The organism is Actinotignum sp. UMB0459, assembly GCF_051905915.1.
Classification (GTDB): Bacteria; Actinomycetota; Actinomycetes; order Actinomycetales; family Actinomycetaceae; genus Actinotignum; species Actinotignum sanguinis.
Genome location: NZ_JBQAIK010000020.1, coordinates 1 through 15,895 on the forward strand (window position 1 = coordinate 1; position 15,895 = coordinate 15,895).

General features: G+C 62.5%; 12 protein-coding genes. 10 read left to right on the forward strand and 2 right to left on the reverse strand.

Annotated features, from left to right (window positions below; all coding sequences use genetic code 11):
• The 8 genes from ACTFPK_RS08035 to ACTFPK_RS08070 form a co-directional block, all read left to right on the forward strand.
• Positions 1-957, forward strand: a 957-nt coding sequence (locus ACTFPK_RS08035) for an ABC transporter permease (RefSeq protein ID WP_439911407.1), incomplete at its 5' end; no start/stop codon positions are given.
• Positions 958-960: 3 nt separating this feature from the next.
• Entirely contained in the window at positions 961-3,054 is a 2,094-nt protein-coding gene (locus ACTFPK_RS08040) for a dipeptide/oligopeptide/nickel ABC transporter permease/ATP-binding protein (protein WP_375713885.1), read from the forward strand.
• A 16-nt stretch (positions 3,055-3,070) separates the two neighbouring features.
• Positions 3,071-3,943 carry an ABC transporter ATP-binding protein gene (locus ACTFPK_RS08045; protein ID WP_241227695.1) on the forward strand — a complete coding sequence of 291 codons (873 nt, stop codon included), beginning with the start codon at positions 3,071-3,073 and terminating at the stop codon, positions 3,941-3,943.
• A 4-nt stretch (positions 3,944-3,947) separates the two neighbouring features.
• Entirely contained in the window at positions 3,948-4,868 is a 921-nt protein-coding gene (locus ACTFPK_RS08050; RefSeq protein ID WP_126135894.1) for a dihydrodipicolinate synthase family protein, read from the forward strand.
• A gap of 9 nt (positions 4,869-4,877) precedes the next feature.
• Entirely contained in the window at positions 4,878-5,966 is a 1,089-nt protein-coding gene (locus ACTFPK_RS08055; RefSeq protein ID WP_126135895.1) for an ROK family protein, read from the forward strand.
• 154 nt (positions 5,967-6,120) lie between these two features.
• Positions 6,121-6,801 (forward strand): N-acetylmannosamine-6-phosphate 2-epimerase, encoded by a 681-nt coding sequence (locus ACTFPK_RS08060; protein ID WP_126135896.1) that lies wholly within the window; start codon positions 6,121-6,123, stop codon positions 6,799-6,801.
• A 94-nt stretch (positions 6,802-6,895) separates the two neighbouring features.
• Positions 6,896-7,666 carry a glucosamine-6-phosphate deaminase gene (locus ACTFPK_RS08065; protein WP_126135897.1) on the forward strand — a complete coding sequence of 257 codons (771 nt, stop codon included), beginning with the start codon at positions 6,896-6,898 and terminating at the stop codon, positions 7,664-7,666.
• Positions 7,667-9,118: an N-acetylglucosamine-6-phosphate deacetylase gene (locus ACTFPK_RS08070; protein WP_279058252.1), complete on the forward strand. Its 1,452-nt coding sequence runs from the start codon at positions 7,667-7,669 to the stop codon at positions 9,116-9,118.
• A 774-nt stretch (positions 9,119-9,892) separates the two neighbouring features.
• Here the strand turns inward: ACTFPK_RS08070 and ACTFPK_RS08075 are convergent.
• Positions 9,893-10,927 carry an L-idonate 5-dehydrogenase gene (locus ACTFPK_RS08075; protein ID WP_274778404.1) on the reverse strand — a complete coding sequence of 345 codons (1,035 nt, stop codon included), beginning with the start codon at positions 10,925-10,927 and terminating at the stop codon, positions 9,893-9,895.
• Positions 10,927-12,453: an MFS transporter gene (locus tag ACTFPK_RS08080; protein WP_279058250.1), complete on the reverse strand. Its 1,527-nt coding sequence runs from the start codon at positions 12,451-12,453 to the stop codon at positions 10,927-10,929. The genes ACTFPK_RS08075 and ACTFPK_RS08080 overlap by 1 nt, the downstream gene beginning before the upstream one ends.
• A 432-nt stretch (positions 12,454-12,885) precedes the next feature.
• On the opposite strand from ACTFPK_RS08080, the gene ACTFPK_RS08085 reads away from it, so the two are divergent.
• Together ACTFPK_RS08085 and ACTFPK_RS08090 are read left to right on the forward strand one after the other, a co-directional pair.
• A complete protein-coding gene (locus ACTFPK_RS08085) occupies positions 12,886-13,839 on the forward strand; it encodes a LysR family transcriptional regulator (protein WP_274732989.1) in 954 nt (317 codons plus the stop codon).
• Positions 13,840-14,124: 285 nt separating this feature from the next.
• Positions 14,125-15,246: an ABC transporter ATP-binding protein gene (locus ACTFPK_RS08090; RefSeq protein ID WP_279058247.1), complete on the forward strand. Its 1,122-nt coding sequence runs from the start codon at positions 14,125-14,127 to the stop codon at positions 15,244-15,246.
• The last annotated feature ends 649 nt before the right edge of the window (positions 15,247-15,895 follow it).

Sequence of the window (15,895 nt, forward strand, 5' to 3'; positions counted from 1 at the left end):
GTGAACAACCTTCTCAGACTCATCGGGCGCCGTCTGCTGGTGCTTCCGATCATGGTTCTGGGCGTTGCTTTCCTCGTCTTCTTCCTGATGTCCTTCTCTAAGATCGATCCGGCCTACTCGGCCCTCGGTGAAGGAGCATCGCAGGAAGCGCTGGAAGCATACCGCAACACCATGGGACTCAATGACCCCTGGCTCGCTCAGTTCTGGAACTTCCTCGTCAATTTCGTGCAGGGTGACCTCGGCACGTACGGCGCCAACCAAGCTTCGGTGGCCGAACGTGTGGGTGAGGCTTTCCCCATCACCATGCAATTGACCTTCCTCGGCCTTATTATCGCCGTCGTTCTCGCTTTCGTTTTCGGTGTCCTCGCCGCGCTCTACCGCGACAAGTGGCCCGACAAGATCATCCGTGTCTTCTCCATCGCCTTCATCGCGACGCCGTCCTTCTGGCTGGCCGTCCTCATGATCCTGGCGTTCTCCGTCAATATGCCTCTGCTTCCGGCATCCGGCGCACTCCCCGCCTTCGGTGAAGACCCGGCCGGTTGGCTGGCGCGTATGGCGCTGCCGGCAATCGCCCTGGGTGTCCCGGTGGCCGGTTCCCTCACCCGTGTTATTCGTACCTCGATGGTGGAGGAACTCGATAAGGACTACGTGCGTACCGCTATCGGTGCTGGTATTCCCAAGCGCGTGGTGGTCTCCCGCAACGTGCTGCGTAACGCTCTTATTTCCCCGGTAACCGTGCTCGGTCTGCGTATCGGCTACCTCATGGGTGGCGCTGTGGTTATTGAAGTTATCTTCAACCTGCGCGGCATGGGTATGGCCATCCTCGAAGGCGTCCAGCAGAACTACCCCCTCCTGGTGCAGGGCGTGGTTCTTGTGGTGGCCTTGGCCTTCATCGTCGTCAATATTGTGGTTGACATGCTTTACGTGCTCATCAACCCGCGTATCCGGGAGGTGTAAATCATGAGGCGTAAACTCACGGAAAAGATGGAACGCCCCGGTGTCCGGTTCAAGCGTTTCCGCAATATGACTCGCGGCGCCCAGCTGTGCGTCGTCGTTCTGGTGCTCATCGCCCTCGCGGCAATCTTCGCACCCCTTATTTCCCCGCACGACCCGCAGGCAATTGAAGTTGCCCGTCAGGCACCCAACGGTGATTTCCTCTTCGGTACTGACGAAAAGGGCCGTGACATTCTCTCCCGCATGATCTACGGTGCCCGCTACTCGCTGGTTATCGGCTTCGCCGCCACCGCCTTCGCGCTCTTCTTCGGTGCGATCTTCGGTGCGCTGGCCGCGGTCTCCCGCAAGTGGATCTCCGAAGTGATCATGCGCTGCATGGACATCATCATGTCCTTCCCCGGCATCGCGCTCGCCGCGGTGTTCGTCTCCGTGTTCGGCAATACTCTGCCCGTCATCATCATGGCGATCGGCTTCCTCTACATTCCGCAGATCACCCGCGTGGTGCGCGCGAATGTGATGAGCGAATACGGTGAAGACTACGTGCGCGCGGTTATCGTTTCCGGCGCGCGGGCCCCGTGGATTCTTATCAAGCACGTGGCGCGCAACTGTATCGCCCCGGTCATGGTGTTCACCACCGTGCTCGTGGCCGATGCGATTGTTTTCGAAGCCTCGCTGTCCTTCATCCAGGCCGGTATTGCTGAACCCACTCCTACCTGGGGTAATATCCTCGCCGACGCTCGCGGCGGCGTGCTCCTGGGCCGGTGGTGGCAGGCGCTCTTCCCGGGCCTGGCCATTATGATCACGGTGCTCTGCCTCAATATCCTCTCCGAAGGTCTGACCGACGCCATGGTGGCGGCCCCGAAGGCCGCGGCCGTTCCCGATAACGTGGATGTCAATGCCAAGCGCGAAGAGGATCGCCTCCTCGTGGATCCGGTGGCCGCTTACGCCGCCCAGCATGATGCGCTGGTCCAGCGCCTGGAGGAACTGCGCCAAGCAGAAGAACGCCGCACCGACCGCTTCGAACCCACCTCGCAGGAGGCTCCGGTTATCGAAGTGCGCGACCTGTGCATCAAGTTCCCGCGCCACGGCGATGTCAACGTGGTGGACCACGTGTCCTTCAACGTGCGCGCCGGTGAAACCATGGGCCTCGTGGGTGAATCCGGATGCGGTAAGTCCATTACCTCCCTGGCGATCATGGGTCTGCTCGATAAGTCCGCCGATATTAGCGGTGAGATTATGTTCAACGGGCAGAACCTCCTCGAACTCACCCCCAAGCAGCACAATGAGCTGCGCGGGCATGAGATCGCGATGATCTACCAGGACGCCCTGTCCTCCCTCAACCCCTCCATGCTCATCAAGGCACAGATGAAGCAGCTGACCAGCCGCGGGGGCACCCGCACCGCCGAAGAGCTTCTCGAGTTGGTGGACCTGGATCCCAAGCGGACCCTGGAGTCCTACCCGCACGAACTTTCCGGTGGCCAGCGCCAGCGCGTGCTTATCGCCATGGCGCTCACCCGCGACCCGAAGCTGGTGATCGCGGACGAACCGACCACCGCGCTTGACGTGACGGTGCAGGCCCAGGTGGTCGAGCTTCTCAACCGCCTGCGCAAGGAACTCGGCTTCGCGATGGTCTTCGTGTCCCACGATCTGGCACTCGTTGCCGAAGTGGCCCACTCGATCACCGTTATGTACGCCGGTCAGGTTGTGGAGCAGGCATCCACTAAGGAACTGCTCACCGACCCGCACCACGAATACACCCGCGGTCTGCTCGGTTCCGTGCTGTCTATCGAAGCGGGCGCCGGCCGGCTCCACCAGGTGCCCGGCACGGTTCCCTCGCCGCGCGACTTCCCCAAGGGCGATCGTTTCGCCCCGCGGTCCTCGCACCCGACGGTGGGCCTCGATACCCGCCCGATTATGAAACGTGTGGGCGAGACGTGGCACTTCTACGCCGCCCAGCCCGATGCTCCGGATCCGGCCACCACCAACCTGGTGCCCAAGGAATCGCTGCGCGCTGCCAGCGCCCCCGAATCCGCTACCGGCCCCGCAGATCACGCTGCTGGTGATGCCGCTGGCGTAGCCGGCCCGGATGCCCAGAAGTGACGAAGGAGGAAAGATCATGACTACTCTGGATACCGAAGCTCGTCACGCTGCCGGCGCGTCCGTCGCGGACCGGCCTACCCTTTCCGATGTGCCGATTATCGAGTTGCGCGACGTGGACGTCACCTTCCGCACCCGTACCGGTTCCATCTTCAATCCGAATAAGGTGCGCGCCGTGCGCGGCGTCAACCTTTCCCTGATGCCCGGCCAGACCATCGGTCTTGTTGGCGAATCCGGTTCCGGTAAGTCGACGACGGCGAACGTGATGTGCGGACTCCAGTCCCCCACCGGCGGCCAGGTATTTTTCAAGGGCGAAGAAGTCACGAAACGTACCGCTGCCCAGCGCCGCCACATCGGCCGCGTGGTCTCGGTGGTGTTCCAGGATCCGGCCACGGCGCTCAACTCGCGTATGACCGTGCGTGACCAGCTCCTCGACCCGATGACGGTCCACAAGATCGGCACCCGCGAGGAGCGCTACGGTCGCGTGGAAGACCTCATCGGCATGGTGGGTCTGCCCCAATCGGCGCTCGATGCGCTGCCCGGGCAGCTCTCCGGTGGACAGCGTCAGCGCGTGGCCATTGCCCGTGCGCTGGCTGTGGGCCCCGACGCGATTATCGCGGACGAACCCACCTCGGCCTTGGACGTGTCCGTGCGCGCCCAGATCCTCAACCTGCTCACTGATCTCAAGCGGGATCTGGGGCTGGCGATGGTTTTCATCACCCACGATATTCAGACGGTGCGCTACGTATCGGACAAGATCGCGGTGATGAATCACGGAGAGATCGTGGAATGGGGAGACGCCAAGGACGTGCTCCACAATCCGCAAAATGACTACACGAGAACCCTATTGGCAGCGGCGCCCTCGCTGCTTCACCCGAAATTGGAGGCATAGTCCCATGTCAGATCCTCGTTTCCGCGGCGTTATTCCCCCGACAGTCACGCCGCTGACCGAAGAACGCGAACTCGATAAGGAATCCTTCGCGCGTTCGCTCAACCGGATGCTCGACGCCGGAGTGCACGGCCTGTTCGTGCTCGGCTCCACCTCCGAAGTGGTGTTCAGCACCGATGCGCGGCGTCGTGAAATCCTCGAAACCGCGGTGGAAGTTGCTAACGGGCGTGTCCCGGTGCTCGCCGGCATTATCGATATGCAAACCGAGCGCATGATCGAACACGCGCGCGATGCCCAGGCCATCGGGGTGGACGGCATCGTCGCAACCGCGCCCTTCTACGCGCTGGGCGGGGAAGCGGAAATCGAAGCGAACTTCCGTTACATCCGCGACGCCGTGGACCTGCCGCTTTTCGCCTACGACATCCCGGTGTGCGTGCACAAGAAGCTCTCCATTGATCTGCTGATGCGGTTGGGGCGCGAAGGCGTGCTGACCGGCGTCAAGGATTCTTCTGGCGACGACGTTAACTTCCGCTTCCTGCTGGAGGAGAACAAGGCCGCCGGTAACCCGCTCAATATCCTCACGGGTCACGAAGTGGTTGTGGATGGCGCCTACATGGGCGGGGCGGACGGATCCGTTCCGGGCCTGGCCAATGTGGCACCGCGTCCCTACGTGGAGCAGTGGGATGCCGCGCAGGCCGGGGATTGGAAGCGCGTTGCTGAATTGCAGAACGAGCTCGCCCACCTCATGCGCATCGTCATGGTGACCAAGGGTGTGCAGGGCTTCGCGGCTGGCGTGGGCGCCTTCAAGGCGGCCATGAAGGAACTGGGGGTTATCGCCTCCAACCAGATGCCGCGGCCCGTCAAGGCCCTCGAAGGTGAGAACGTCGAAGCTATTCGCGGCGTGCTCGCCAGCTGCGGGCTGCTCTAAGGAGCACTCATGAAGGTAGCACCGTTCCAGCCCGGCTCCGAGTTCTCGCTGCTCGGGCTGGATATCGGGGGAACCAAAATCGCGGGGGCGGTGGTGACCTTTGCGGCCACCGCCCCGGGCGGTGATGCCCCGCGCATCTCCCTCGAGGCCAGTATTCCAACCGAAGCGCGGCGCGGTGGGGCTCGCGTACTGGCGGATATCGCGGATTTCGCGGAACGCCAGATCGCGGCAGCCAGCGCCGCCGGAACGCCGGTGCGCGGAATCGCCATTGCCAGCGCCGGGGTGGTGGACGTGGAGACCGGGTGCATTACCTCCGCCACGGACACCATGCCCGGTTGGGGCGGTCAGCCCCTCGGCCCGCATCTTGCCGAACGCTGCGGCCTGCCGGTGCGCGTCCTCAATGACGTGCACGGCCACGCCCTCGGGGAAGCAACCTACGGGGCGGGTGCCGGCGCGCATACCGCCCTCGTTATCGCTGTGGGAACCGGGCTGGGTGGCGCGGCCGTTATTGACGGGCGTATCCTTTTCGGTTCGCACGGGGTGGCCGGCCACTTCGGCCATATTCACCATCCCTACGCCGCCGGACTGGTGTGCTCCTGCGGGCGCGACGGCCACGTGGAATCGGTGGCCTCGGGGAGCGGGGCGGCCCGCCTCTATGCCAAACGCCAGGCCGAAGCGCACGTGGAGGGGGCGAGTTACGCCGCCGCGGCAGCGGCTTCCCTCACCGGGATTGCCGATGTTCCCGAAAGTGCCTACGTGCGGGCCCCGGGCGCGCAGCGCCCCGTCGTCGTGCGGGGAGGCCGAGAACTGAAAGCCCTCGTGGACGCGGGCGATATGTTCGCGCGCGAGGTATTCACCGACGGTGCTTTCGCGCTCGGGCAGACCCTGGGCGGGCTGGCCAATTCCTTCGACCCGGACGTTATTATCCTGTCCGGCTCGCTCATTCACGTGGGTGAGTTCTGGATGGACGCGCTGCGGGAAGGCTACCGGCGCGATGCCATGGTGGGCACCGTTGCCACCCCGATTGTGGAGGGTAGCCTGGGATCGCAGGCCCCGCTGATCGGCGCGGCTGTCCATTTCCTGCACACCGAGGTTTAGCGCCGGTTCGCGCATCAATTCGCGCATCAATTCGCGCATCAATTCGCGCACTGGGCGCGCTGGCACACCGGCGCGTACCGTTAGCCAATCCGGCCCGCGCCGCGGCACCGCATAACTACAACTCTGCATTTCTCGTTATAACTTAGGAGTTACCGTGCATCCGATGATCGAATCTCTCCGCGGGCACCTTGTCGTGTCCTGCCAGGCGTACGTGGGCGAACCGCTACGCCACCCCGAAACGATGGCGCAGATGGCCCTCGCCGCCGAGCGCGGGGGAGCGGCGGCGATTCGCTGCCAGGGCCTGGCGGATATTTCCGCGATTAAAGGCCAGGTGGAAGTGCCTGTCATCGGCCTGTGGAAAGAGGGCCACGAAGGCGTTTTCATCACTCCGACCCTGCGTCACGCCCGCGCCTGCATCAGCGCCGGCGCCGATATTGTGGCGCTCGATGCCACGTCCCGCCCGCGTCCGGATGGTTTGAGCTTCGCGGAAACCGTGGCTGCTCTTCTCGACGACGGCGCCCTTGTCATGGCGGACTGCGGCTCGATTGATGATGCCCGGGCCGCGGCGAAGGCCGGCTGCCACATCCTCGGAACCACCCTGGCGGGCTACTCCGGGGACCGCCCGAAGACCGACGGCCCGGATATTGAACTGCTTGCCCAGATGGTCGCAGAATTCCCGGAGATCCCGGTGGTTTGCGAAGGGCGTATCCACACTCCGGAGCAGGCACGCGCTGTTATGGAAGCCGGTGCCTGGGCGGCCGTCGTCGGAACTGCTATTACGCACCCGACCACGATCACCACGTGGTTCCGCGACGCCGTCGAAAACACAAACTAACAGCGGGTTCCCGCGCGTAACCGAAGCGCGGGTTTCCGCAAGCACTGACCACTGCCGCGTTTCATGTGAAACGCGCCCGGGAAAGGACGAACTCATGCATATCGGAATTTTCGCCACCGCGGACGAAGCCTCCCGCGAGGGCGCACGCATTATCCAGGATCTTTTCGCGCACAACGCGAGCGCGACTCTCGGGGTGGCCACCGGTTCCACGCCGGATCTCCTCTACGCGGCGCTGCGCGAAGCACACGCGGCCGGCGAATTTGACCTTTCTGGCGCCAAGGCTTTCGCGCTGGACGAATACGTGGGCCTGGATCCGGAGCACCCGGAGTCTTACCGCAATGTGCTGCGCCGCAACCTGGTGGGAGAGGATAAGACCGGCCTGACCGAAGAGGGGCTCAATACCCCCGACGCGCAGAACCCGGATCCGCAGGCCGCGGCCGCCGAATACGATGCCAAGATCGGCGCGGCCGGCGTGGACTTGCAGATCCTCGGTATCGGTGCGGACGGGCATATCGGCTTCAATGAGCCGGGTGGTTCGCTGGTGTCGCGCACCCACGTGGAGGCACTGGCCCCGCAAACGATTAAGGATAATGCACGGTTCTTCGACGGCGACGAAGCAGCCGTTCCCACCCGCTGCATCACCCAGGGTCTGGGCACCATTATGGAGGCGAAGAAGCTGGTGCTCTTCGCCTTCGGTGCGAATAAGGCGGACGCGGTGCGCGAGCTGTGCGAAGGCCCGATCAGCGCCTTTTGGCCCGCCACGATTATTCAGATGCACCCGGATGTCACCGTGCTCCTGGACGAGGCCGCGGCCGCGCAGCTCAAGCTCACGGACCTGTACCGCGCGCGTTGGGAGATGATCTAAGTGTTTTATCTGGGGCGCGTTCTCAACGGGTACGGCCGCGAGGTTGGGTACGGTATTGAGACCGACGACGCCGGTACGCTGGCCCGGGTTCTCACCGCTGAGGAGGCCGCCGCGGTAACCGCGGGGCTGGCTGCGGAGCGGGACTCGCGCGGAATCGAAGCTCGGGCCGCGGAGGCTTTCGGGCTGGGCGCGGATAACCCGCGGGTGCGCCGGGCGCATGTCATTACTCCCGGCCTCGTGGATATTCACTGCCACGGCGGCGGTGGTTTCGCGTTCCCGGATAACTACGCGGACGAGGAAATCGCTACCGCGATCCGCACCCACCAGCGCGGGGGAACCACGGCGATGTTCGCTTCCCTGGTTTCGCTGGCGGATCCGCTGCCGCAGATTGAGGCCCTTGTGCCTTTCTGCGAACGCGGGGAGTTGGCCGGTATTCACCTGGAGGGCCCGTATATTTCGCGGGAAAAGTGCGGGGCGCAAAACCCTGAGGTGATCCGCCCGGTGGATGAGGCGGAGCTGCGTTCCTGGCTGGAAGCCGGGCGCGGGTGGATTAAGACGATGACCGTCGCTCCGGAAGCGGAGGGCGCTCAGCGGGCCGCCGAGCTGCTGCTCGAATACGGTGGCAAGCCGTCCTGGGGGCATTCCCACGGGGATGGCGCGATCACCCGGGCGGAAATTGCGCGCACCCTGGAAGTGGCGCGACGGCACGGGTACGTGCCCTTGGCTGCTTGCGGTGAAGCTGGCGGGGGCGCCGTCGGGCAGGAAGCTGCGCAAACGGTAACCCACCTCTTCAATGCCATGACGGCTTTCACGCACCGGGCGCCCGGGCCTATCCGCGAGTACATTCAGGCAGCGCGGCGCGGTTTCATCAGCGCCGAAGTGATTGCCGACGGCTACCACGTGCATCCCGACCTTGTCGAAGATGTGGTGGCCTACCTCGATGAGCCGGAGCTCGGGGCTGCGGGCGGGTTCGGAAGTTCGCACGGTTCCGGAAGTTCGCACGGTGCCGGAAGTTCGCACGGTGCCGGAAGCTTGTCGGGCTCCGCGGGCGCAGGTGCCGGTGTTGGCGCGGGCCAGCTGGGTATTCCCGGTGCCTTCTTCGTTACCGATTCTTTGGCCGCGGCCGGGATGCCTCCCGGGAAATACACCCTGGGCGGGCTCGCGGTAGAAGTGCGCGACGGCGCCTGCTACCTGGAAGGTACCAATACTCTGGCCGGAGGTGCTTCGGTGCTGGCCGATCAGGTGGCCCTCTTTGCGGGGCGCGGGAAGCTGACGCTCCCGCAGTTGGTGCGGGCCACGGTGGCCGGGCCTGTCTACGCCGGTGGCGCCTGGGATGCTCCCGGTGTCACGGTGGAGTTCACCCCGGGCAAGCCGGTCAATCTTGTCGCCTGGAATGAGGCGATGACCCCGCTGGCGGTTGTCCGCGAGGGAGTGGAGATTTCCCACTCCTAGCCATTGGGTTTCTCCGGAAACTCTTCGCGGGCACGGCAGTACCACAAGCCGGGAAGCGTTCACTGCCTCCCTCGGGCAGGATCGGGCGTGTCGATCCTGCCCCTCTCCACGGGGCGCGGGCTCAGGCCCGCGCCCCGCTTTCTTTGCTCGCTGGAGCCTAGAAACAAAGTGGTACTGGAGCTACAACCAACGCCCGGTTTTCGGTCGTGGAGTACCACTTTGTTCTTTCCACTGCCGTGGAGGTGCTGCACTGGTCCTTTGCACCGGTCCTCTGCACCTACACTCCGCGCGGGTCCTCCGCGCGGCCCCTTCGCGCAGGCCCACCGCGCCGGTGTGGGGGAGAGAGGGTGACTTTTTCCGGGGTGTACTTCGCATGTATGACAGATGCAGTACAGCTCTGAAAACACCTAGTGCCCCGGCAGGGACTCGTATGATTATTGAAGCCCGTGAGGCCCGTGAGGCCCGTGAGGTCCATGGGAGTTATGCGAGCCGCCAGCGCACCACCCGGAATCAAAATGCAACACCAACTACATTAAGAAATTGTTTTGCTGTCGTGGGGTTGCATCCTGTGGGGTTTGCTGTCGTGGGGTTGCATCCTGTGGGGTCTGCTGTCAGGGAGTTGCATTTCGTGGACGGGCAGAGGGTGCAGAAAGGGGCACGTAAGCAGATCTCGGAAAGGCACGGAAAAGGGGCACGGACAATACAGTCCGTGCCCCTTTGCCATCTTGAGAGCACTTGGGTGCCGCGCGGCGAGGTCGCACCGGCTGGCTCCGCTTAGCTGAGCTGGAGCATGACCTTGGAAGACCCCGTGGACCGGTCATCCGCGGTAGCGAAAGCAGCCGCGGCGTCGTCGATCTTAAATTCGTGCGTGAGCACGGGCGAAACGTCTAGTCCGCGCGCCATCGCGTCAATCGCGGCGTCCATGGACTCCGGATTGAAACGATACGAACCCTTGTAAGTGATTTCGCGAGTAACTAGCTGCCCAAGCACCACGGAAACTTCACCGGCGGGCAGGTTGCCCACCTGAACCATGGTGCCCCCGCGAACGGTCGCCATGAGGCAATCGCCGATAGCAACGGCGGCACCGGAGGCTTCGATGGTAACGTCCACGTCGGCGGGGAGGGTTTCGCCGGTGGCGCGGTTGACGGTGCTGGTGGCGCCCATCGCGCTGGCAACGCGCAGGGATTCCGCGGCGACGTCGGAGGCGATGACCTCACGCGCGCCGGCGAATTTCACGGCGGCCACGGCCAGTGCCCCAATCGGGCCCACCCCATTCACGAGCACGCGCTTGCCGGAAAGATCTCCGGCTAAGCTCACGGCATGCATCGCTACCGCGAGCGGTTCGGCGACGGCGCCTTCCTTGGTCGAAACGTTCTCCGGCAAGATACGCAGCTGATCGGGGCGCACCACCCGGTAGGTGGAAAAACCGCCCTGCTCGTGCGGGAAGAAAGCGGCGGAGCCAAAGTAGCGGACTTCCGGCCAGAGATTATCTTTGCCACGGGTGCTTTCCGGAATATCATGCTCACCCACCAGGGTCGGCGGGTAGATTGCCACTCGCTGGCCGGCCTCAACGCCGGCAACGCCCTCGCCTACCTGGTCCACAACCCCGGCAACTTCGTGGCCAAGGATCAGAGGCTCGCGCATAATCGCAGTCCCGGAGGCGCCGTTCTTCCAGTAGGACAGATCAGAGCCGCAAATGCCGCCCCATTCCATGCGCACCCGTACTTCGCCAGCGCCGGCAACCGGATCGGGAACGTCAGTGATGTGAATCTGCTTGGGGGTATCCGTACGAACTTGTACAGCTTTCATTAGAATGCATCCTCCTTGATGGTGAGGTCGCGCCCGGTGATTTCGGGCATGAGCCACGCGGTGATATGGGTGACTCCGGTGTAAACAAACATGAGAATTGCGCAGGCAATCCAGGAGCCGCCGAAGAGTTGCACCAGGCCGGCGGCAATGAGCGGGCCGAAACCGGCGGTGACCATATTCGGGATTTCCTTGGCAAGTGCCAGTTGCTCGTAGCGGTGGGCGGAGCCGAAGCATTCCGCCATGGTGATGTTTTCCAGGGAGAACATGGCCAGCACGGTGATGTTGTGCAGCACGATGTACCCGATGAAGAAGAGCATGGTGGGGGTTCCGTAATGGTCCACCATCTGCCCGTCCACCAGTTCCGGAGCATTGAGTTCGCCGAGGAACTGCGGGGAGACCATGAGCAAGAAGCACGGAATGATAAGGAGGATTCCGAGGCCGGTGACCAGGCGGTAGGTGCGCTCGCGGCCGATGCGATCACCGATCCAACCGATAATCGGCACGGTGATGAATCCGGCCAGCGAGGAGTACACCACCACGGCGGAGGCCACATCCTTGGCCACCAGAATCTGGGCGGTCAGGAACGTGATGAGGTAGGTCTGCACCATGCCGGAGTTGCCGGACTGGCCGAAGCGCAGGGCGAAGGCCGCCATGAAGGCTTTGAAAGACTTCGGGGTCTTGGCCAGTTCATCCACGGCTGCTTCACGCTGGGCGGCTGCGGCTGCGCGGGCTTCGGCCGCGGCGGCAGTGGCGGCTTGCTTGCGTTCGGCGCGCGAAGGGAGCGGCTGGTCGTAGGTGGCCACGAGTGCGGCGTCGTCCAAAATTTCTCCGCTGGTTGCAGCCTCGAAAACGGGCGATTCCTTGAGGTGAAGCCGGATAAATACGGCCAGGCCCATGAGCACAACCGAGGCGATGAAGGGGATACGCCAGCCCCACGCGACCACGGTATCCGTGCCCATGGTGGCGAGCATGATCGCCCAGATCGCGCCGGCGCCCAGGGTGCCGGTATTGGTGCCGAGGGCAACCAGCGAGGAAATAATGCCGCGGCGTTCCCGCGGGGCGTATTCGGCCAGCATCACGGAGGCACCGGCGATTTCCGCGCCGGCTCCGAAGCCTTGGATGAGCCGCAGGATCACCAGCATGATCGGTGCCCAAATGCCCACAACCTGGTAGGTGGGGAGGAATCCAATGAGGGTGGTGGCCACGCCCATCATGGCGATGGTGATAAAGAGGACTTTGGTACGGCCGATGCGATCACCGAGTCGTCCGAAGTACCAGGCGCCGAGCGGGCGGGCTACGTAGCCCACGCCGTAAATGGCCATGGCCCCGAGGATGGCCATGGACTGGTGGCCGGCGGGGAAGAAAATGTCTTTAAAGACGAGCGCGGCGGCCAGGGAGTACAGCTGGAAGTCCATGAATTCGAGAGCTGTTCCGAGCCAACCGGAGACCGCGGCTTTGACGAGGTCGGAGGTTGAGCGCGTGGGCACCGGGGCGGTTACTGTTCCCGGCGGGTGTTGTTTGGACATGACGGGTGCCTTCCACATCTTTCACTTCGTTGTGTTAACTGATAAGAAGCTGCTTTCCGTCGGGCTAAGCCAGGCGGGGTAAGCGAGCTCCGTTGGCTTCAGTATGCGGGCCGGAATACGCCGAAATCACGCGCGAGAGGCGGCGATATTTCGATATGTCATATGCGGTTTTCGAATAGTGATACGCGGGTGGGGTGTCATCGAGGTGCGGGCGGTGGCTTCGGTGGTACTGCGACGCGGGGCTGCAGCCGCTGCATATCGCGGAAAAGTGCGGGTATCGGGGTGGGTGCGGGTGCGGTGGAACGACGACGCCGCCCCGGTGGCGCGCCCCCGCGCGCCCCCGGGGGAGCCGACTCGCCGCGCGGGGAACTTGTTGAAAGGCATGTACATTGTCGGAGACCGCGTTGGTGCCACACAGTCGTGGAGGGTTTTATGCGCATCGACCGACTTGAATGGTTGGAGTCTTTCGTTGCTGTTGCGAAATTATCGTCTTTTTCGCGGGCGGCTCGTTTGCTCCACAGCAGTCAGTCGCGGGTCTCGCTCCACGTTGCGAATTTGGAGCGCGCAACGGGCCATACCCTGGTGGATCGTAGCCACGTGCCCTGTACTCTCACTGCAAAAGGGGAAACTTTCCTGCCGCGGGCCGAAGAAATCCTGGTGAAATTGCGCGATGCGGTGGAGGAACTCCATACCGAATCGGGGCGCCTGGTTGGCTCGGTGACCCTGGGGGTGATTCCCTCGGTGTCGGCGGTGCTCTGCCCCGGTTTGCTGGCGCAATTGCAATTGGAAGAACCCGGTATCTCGGTTAATTTGCTGGAGCGTACGTCCGCGGAATTATTGGACAAGGTGACCTCTGGAAGCACGCAGCTCGCCATCGTTTCGCAATTTAGCTCCCTTCCCTCTATCCCGGAGTCGCAGCGGTTGTGGTGGGAGCCCTATGTTGCGGTGGTTCGTCAGAATTCGCCGGATTTTCAGGGTGTTGAGGTTGTGAACCCCGGCGATCTTGCGGAGATCACTCTGGGATTGACCGGGGCGCCGGGCCTGACTATCGATCCGGAAATGCGCGTTGCTTTTGATGTGTGGCAGCTGGAGCCGCGCATCGCGGAATTCCGTACCGAACAGCCGCAGACTCTCCTTAATATGTGCAAGGCCGGGCTCCTCACCCCGGTTATTAATCTGTTGGCTTTCCGGAGTTGTGATCACGAGGGGCTGCGCGCTATTCCCATTGCGGGAGATTACGGGCGGGAGGTCGCCGTGGTGGCGAATACCGCGGTGCCGGTGACTCCCATTGGGCAGTATCTACGCGATCTCATTCTGGCTATTCCGCTACCCGCGGGGGTGCATTCCCTGCAGCCGCAGCGGGGTGACGCTGGAGATACCAGCTAAGGCCGAACCCGGGAAAATCCTGGAAGCTTTGCGCAAAAAATGGCAGCAGAGCTGGAAATCCGCGCTGGCTCCTGGCAAAATTGAGTATGTCGCACAGGGCGACTGTGTCAGAGTGGACACTCTGAAGTCACAGCATTTGTATATGGGCCCGGGCATTCCGGGCGCGGGGGCATCGCGGCCTGTTAACGGCTTCGTCCGCACCGTATCTGCTGGAACTTCGGGTGCCCATCACGGCACTCTTCACTCGGATCGTCCGGCACGTACCTGCCGGTGAAGGGACCAGTAATGGCATCTGTTACATTTGAGAACGCATCGCGTATCTACCCGGGGTCGGATACCCCGGCGGTAAATCAACTCAACCTCGAAATTGCTGACGGGGAATTCCTTGTTCTTGTTGGCCCGTCCGGCTGCGGTAAATCAACGTCGCTGCGCATGCTGGCCGGTCTGGAAGATATTAATGACGGGCGTATCTACATTGGGGACCGCGATGTGACCAATGTTTCGCCTAAGGACCGCGATATCGCGATGGTGTTCCAGAATTACGCTCTCTACCCGCATATGTCGGTGGCGGAAAATATGGGCTTCGCGCTGAAGATTGCGCGCACCCCGAAGGAAGAAATTGATAAGCGCGTCAAGGAAGCCGCCCAGATTCTTGACTTGACCGAGTACCTGGATCGCAAGCCGAAGGCGCTTTCCGGTGGGCAGCGCCAGCGCGTGGCGATGGGCCGCGCGATTGTGCGGAACCCGCAGGTCTTCCTCATGGACGAACCGCTCTCCAATCTGGACGCGAAGCTCCGCGTGCAAACTCGTACCCAGATCGCTACCTTGCAGCGCCGGCTGGGCACCACCACGGTGTACGTCACTCACGACCAAACCGAAGCGCTGACCATGGGCGACCGCATCGCCGTCCTGAACTTCGGGGTCTTGCAGCAGGTGGGCAGCCCGGATGAGCTGTACAACCGGCCGCAAAACGCTTTCGTGGCGGGCTTCATTGGCTCGCCGGCCATGAACCTCGGCACCTTTAATATTGAGGGCGACGCCGCAGTTCTCGGCCAAGCGCGCATCCGCCTCCCCCGCGCGGTGATCGACGCGATCACCCCGGATGATAAGGGGAAGGTAATCCTGGGCGTGCGCCCCGAGTCCTTCACGGAGCTGACGCGTGAGCCCGGGGAAAGCTCGGTGCCGATCGTGGTGGATATGGTGGAGAACCTGGGGTCGGATAACTACGTCTACGGTGAGATCGCCGGGGTGGAGAAGTCCGGCTTCGGATCGGGCGATGGCTCCTCCCAGGTTGTTGTGCGTATCCCACCCTTCAAGGCCCCCGCGGTGGGTGACACCGTGTACGCCACCCCGAATCTGGATGCTATTCATGTCTTCCATGCCGGGGATGGCACCCGCATTAACTAGGTGATGCTAGGCCGCCAGGGCAGTGGCCTGATCGTTAGACGGCTTTAGTAGAAGTGAGAACTTCTCACTGATGTCGAATAGAAAATGGCGGGTTTCCACGAAAATCATTCGTGAAAACCCGCCATTATAGGTTGTGGAAAAGTCCTAGGGGTTTAGCTGCCGGTTTTGGCTACGGGTTATTCTGGTGGGCCGTGGGGACCCAGTGTTAGCCTGATTGAGGTTGTTGCGATGAAACGGTCGTATGTAGATGGCATCAAGTGGGGGATATTGGGGCTGGCTTCCGTGTCGGCTATTCTCTATCTACTAAGTCTGCTTGTACTATGCAATGAGAGTGGAACTGTCGTGGCCGCGATTATGCTGTCCGGTGCGGCTGGCATTGGCTCATCCCTTTATCTCTATCAGATACTCAAGCGGGATTTGAGTAGTGGAGTTGCGGGAGTACTGTCGTTTCTGAATTGCGCTGCTATGACCGGCGGGGCATTATTTCTATTGTTGTCATTGATGGGTGACTAAGAAATTCTAGAGTGCGTCCTTGTGCACCCTGTTTTCCCGATGGGGTGCACAAGGATTTTCGATATTAGTAGCTCGGGTTTTCTCTTTTGGTGATTTTTCTTCTTCGCTCTACATAAGCTGAGTGAAATTGTAATTA

Coding starts and splice junctions, on each gene's coding strand:
- ACTFPK_RS08040 (WP_375713885.1), top strand. CDS start 961: ATGAGGCGTAAACTCACGGAAAAGATGGAACGCCCCGGTGTCCGGTTC.
- ACTFPK_RS08045 (WP_241227695.1), top strand. CDS start 3,071: ATGACTACTCTGGATACCGAAGCTCGTCACGCTGCCGGCGCGTCCGTC.
- ACTFPK_RS08050 (WP_126135894.1), top strand. CDS start 3,948: ATGTCAGATCCTCGTTTCCGCGGCGTTATTCCCCCGACAGTCACGCCG.
- ACTFPK_RS08055 (WP_126135895.1), top strand. CDS start 4,878: ATGAAGGTAGCACCGTTCCAGCCCGGCTCCGAGTTCTCGCTGCTCGGG.
- ACTFPK_RS08065 (WP_126135897.1), top strand. CDS start 6,896: ATGCATATCGGAATTTTCGCCACCGCGGACGAAGCCTCCCGCGAGGGC.
- ACTFPK_RS08075 (WP_274778404.1), bottom strand. CDS start 10,927: ATGAAAGCTGTACAAGTTCGTACGGATACCCCCAAGCAGATTCACATC.
- ACTFPK_RS08080 (WP_279058250.1), bottom strand. CDS start 12,453: ATGTCCAAACAACACCCGCCGGGAACAGTAACCGCCCCGGTGCCCACG.
- ACTFPK_RS08085 (WP_274732989.1), top strand. CDS start 12,886: ATGCGCATCGACCGACTTGAATGGTTGGAGTCTTTCGTTGCTGTTGCG.
- ACTFPK_RS08090 (WP_279058247.1), top strand. CDS start 14,125: ATGGCATCTGTTACATTTGAGAACGCATCGCGTATCTACCCGGGGTCG.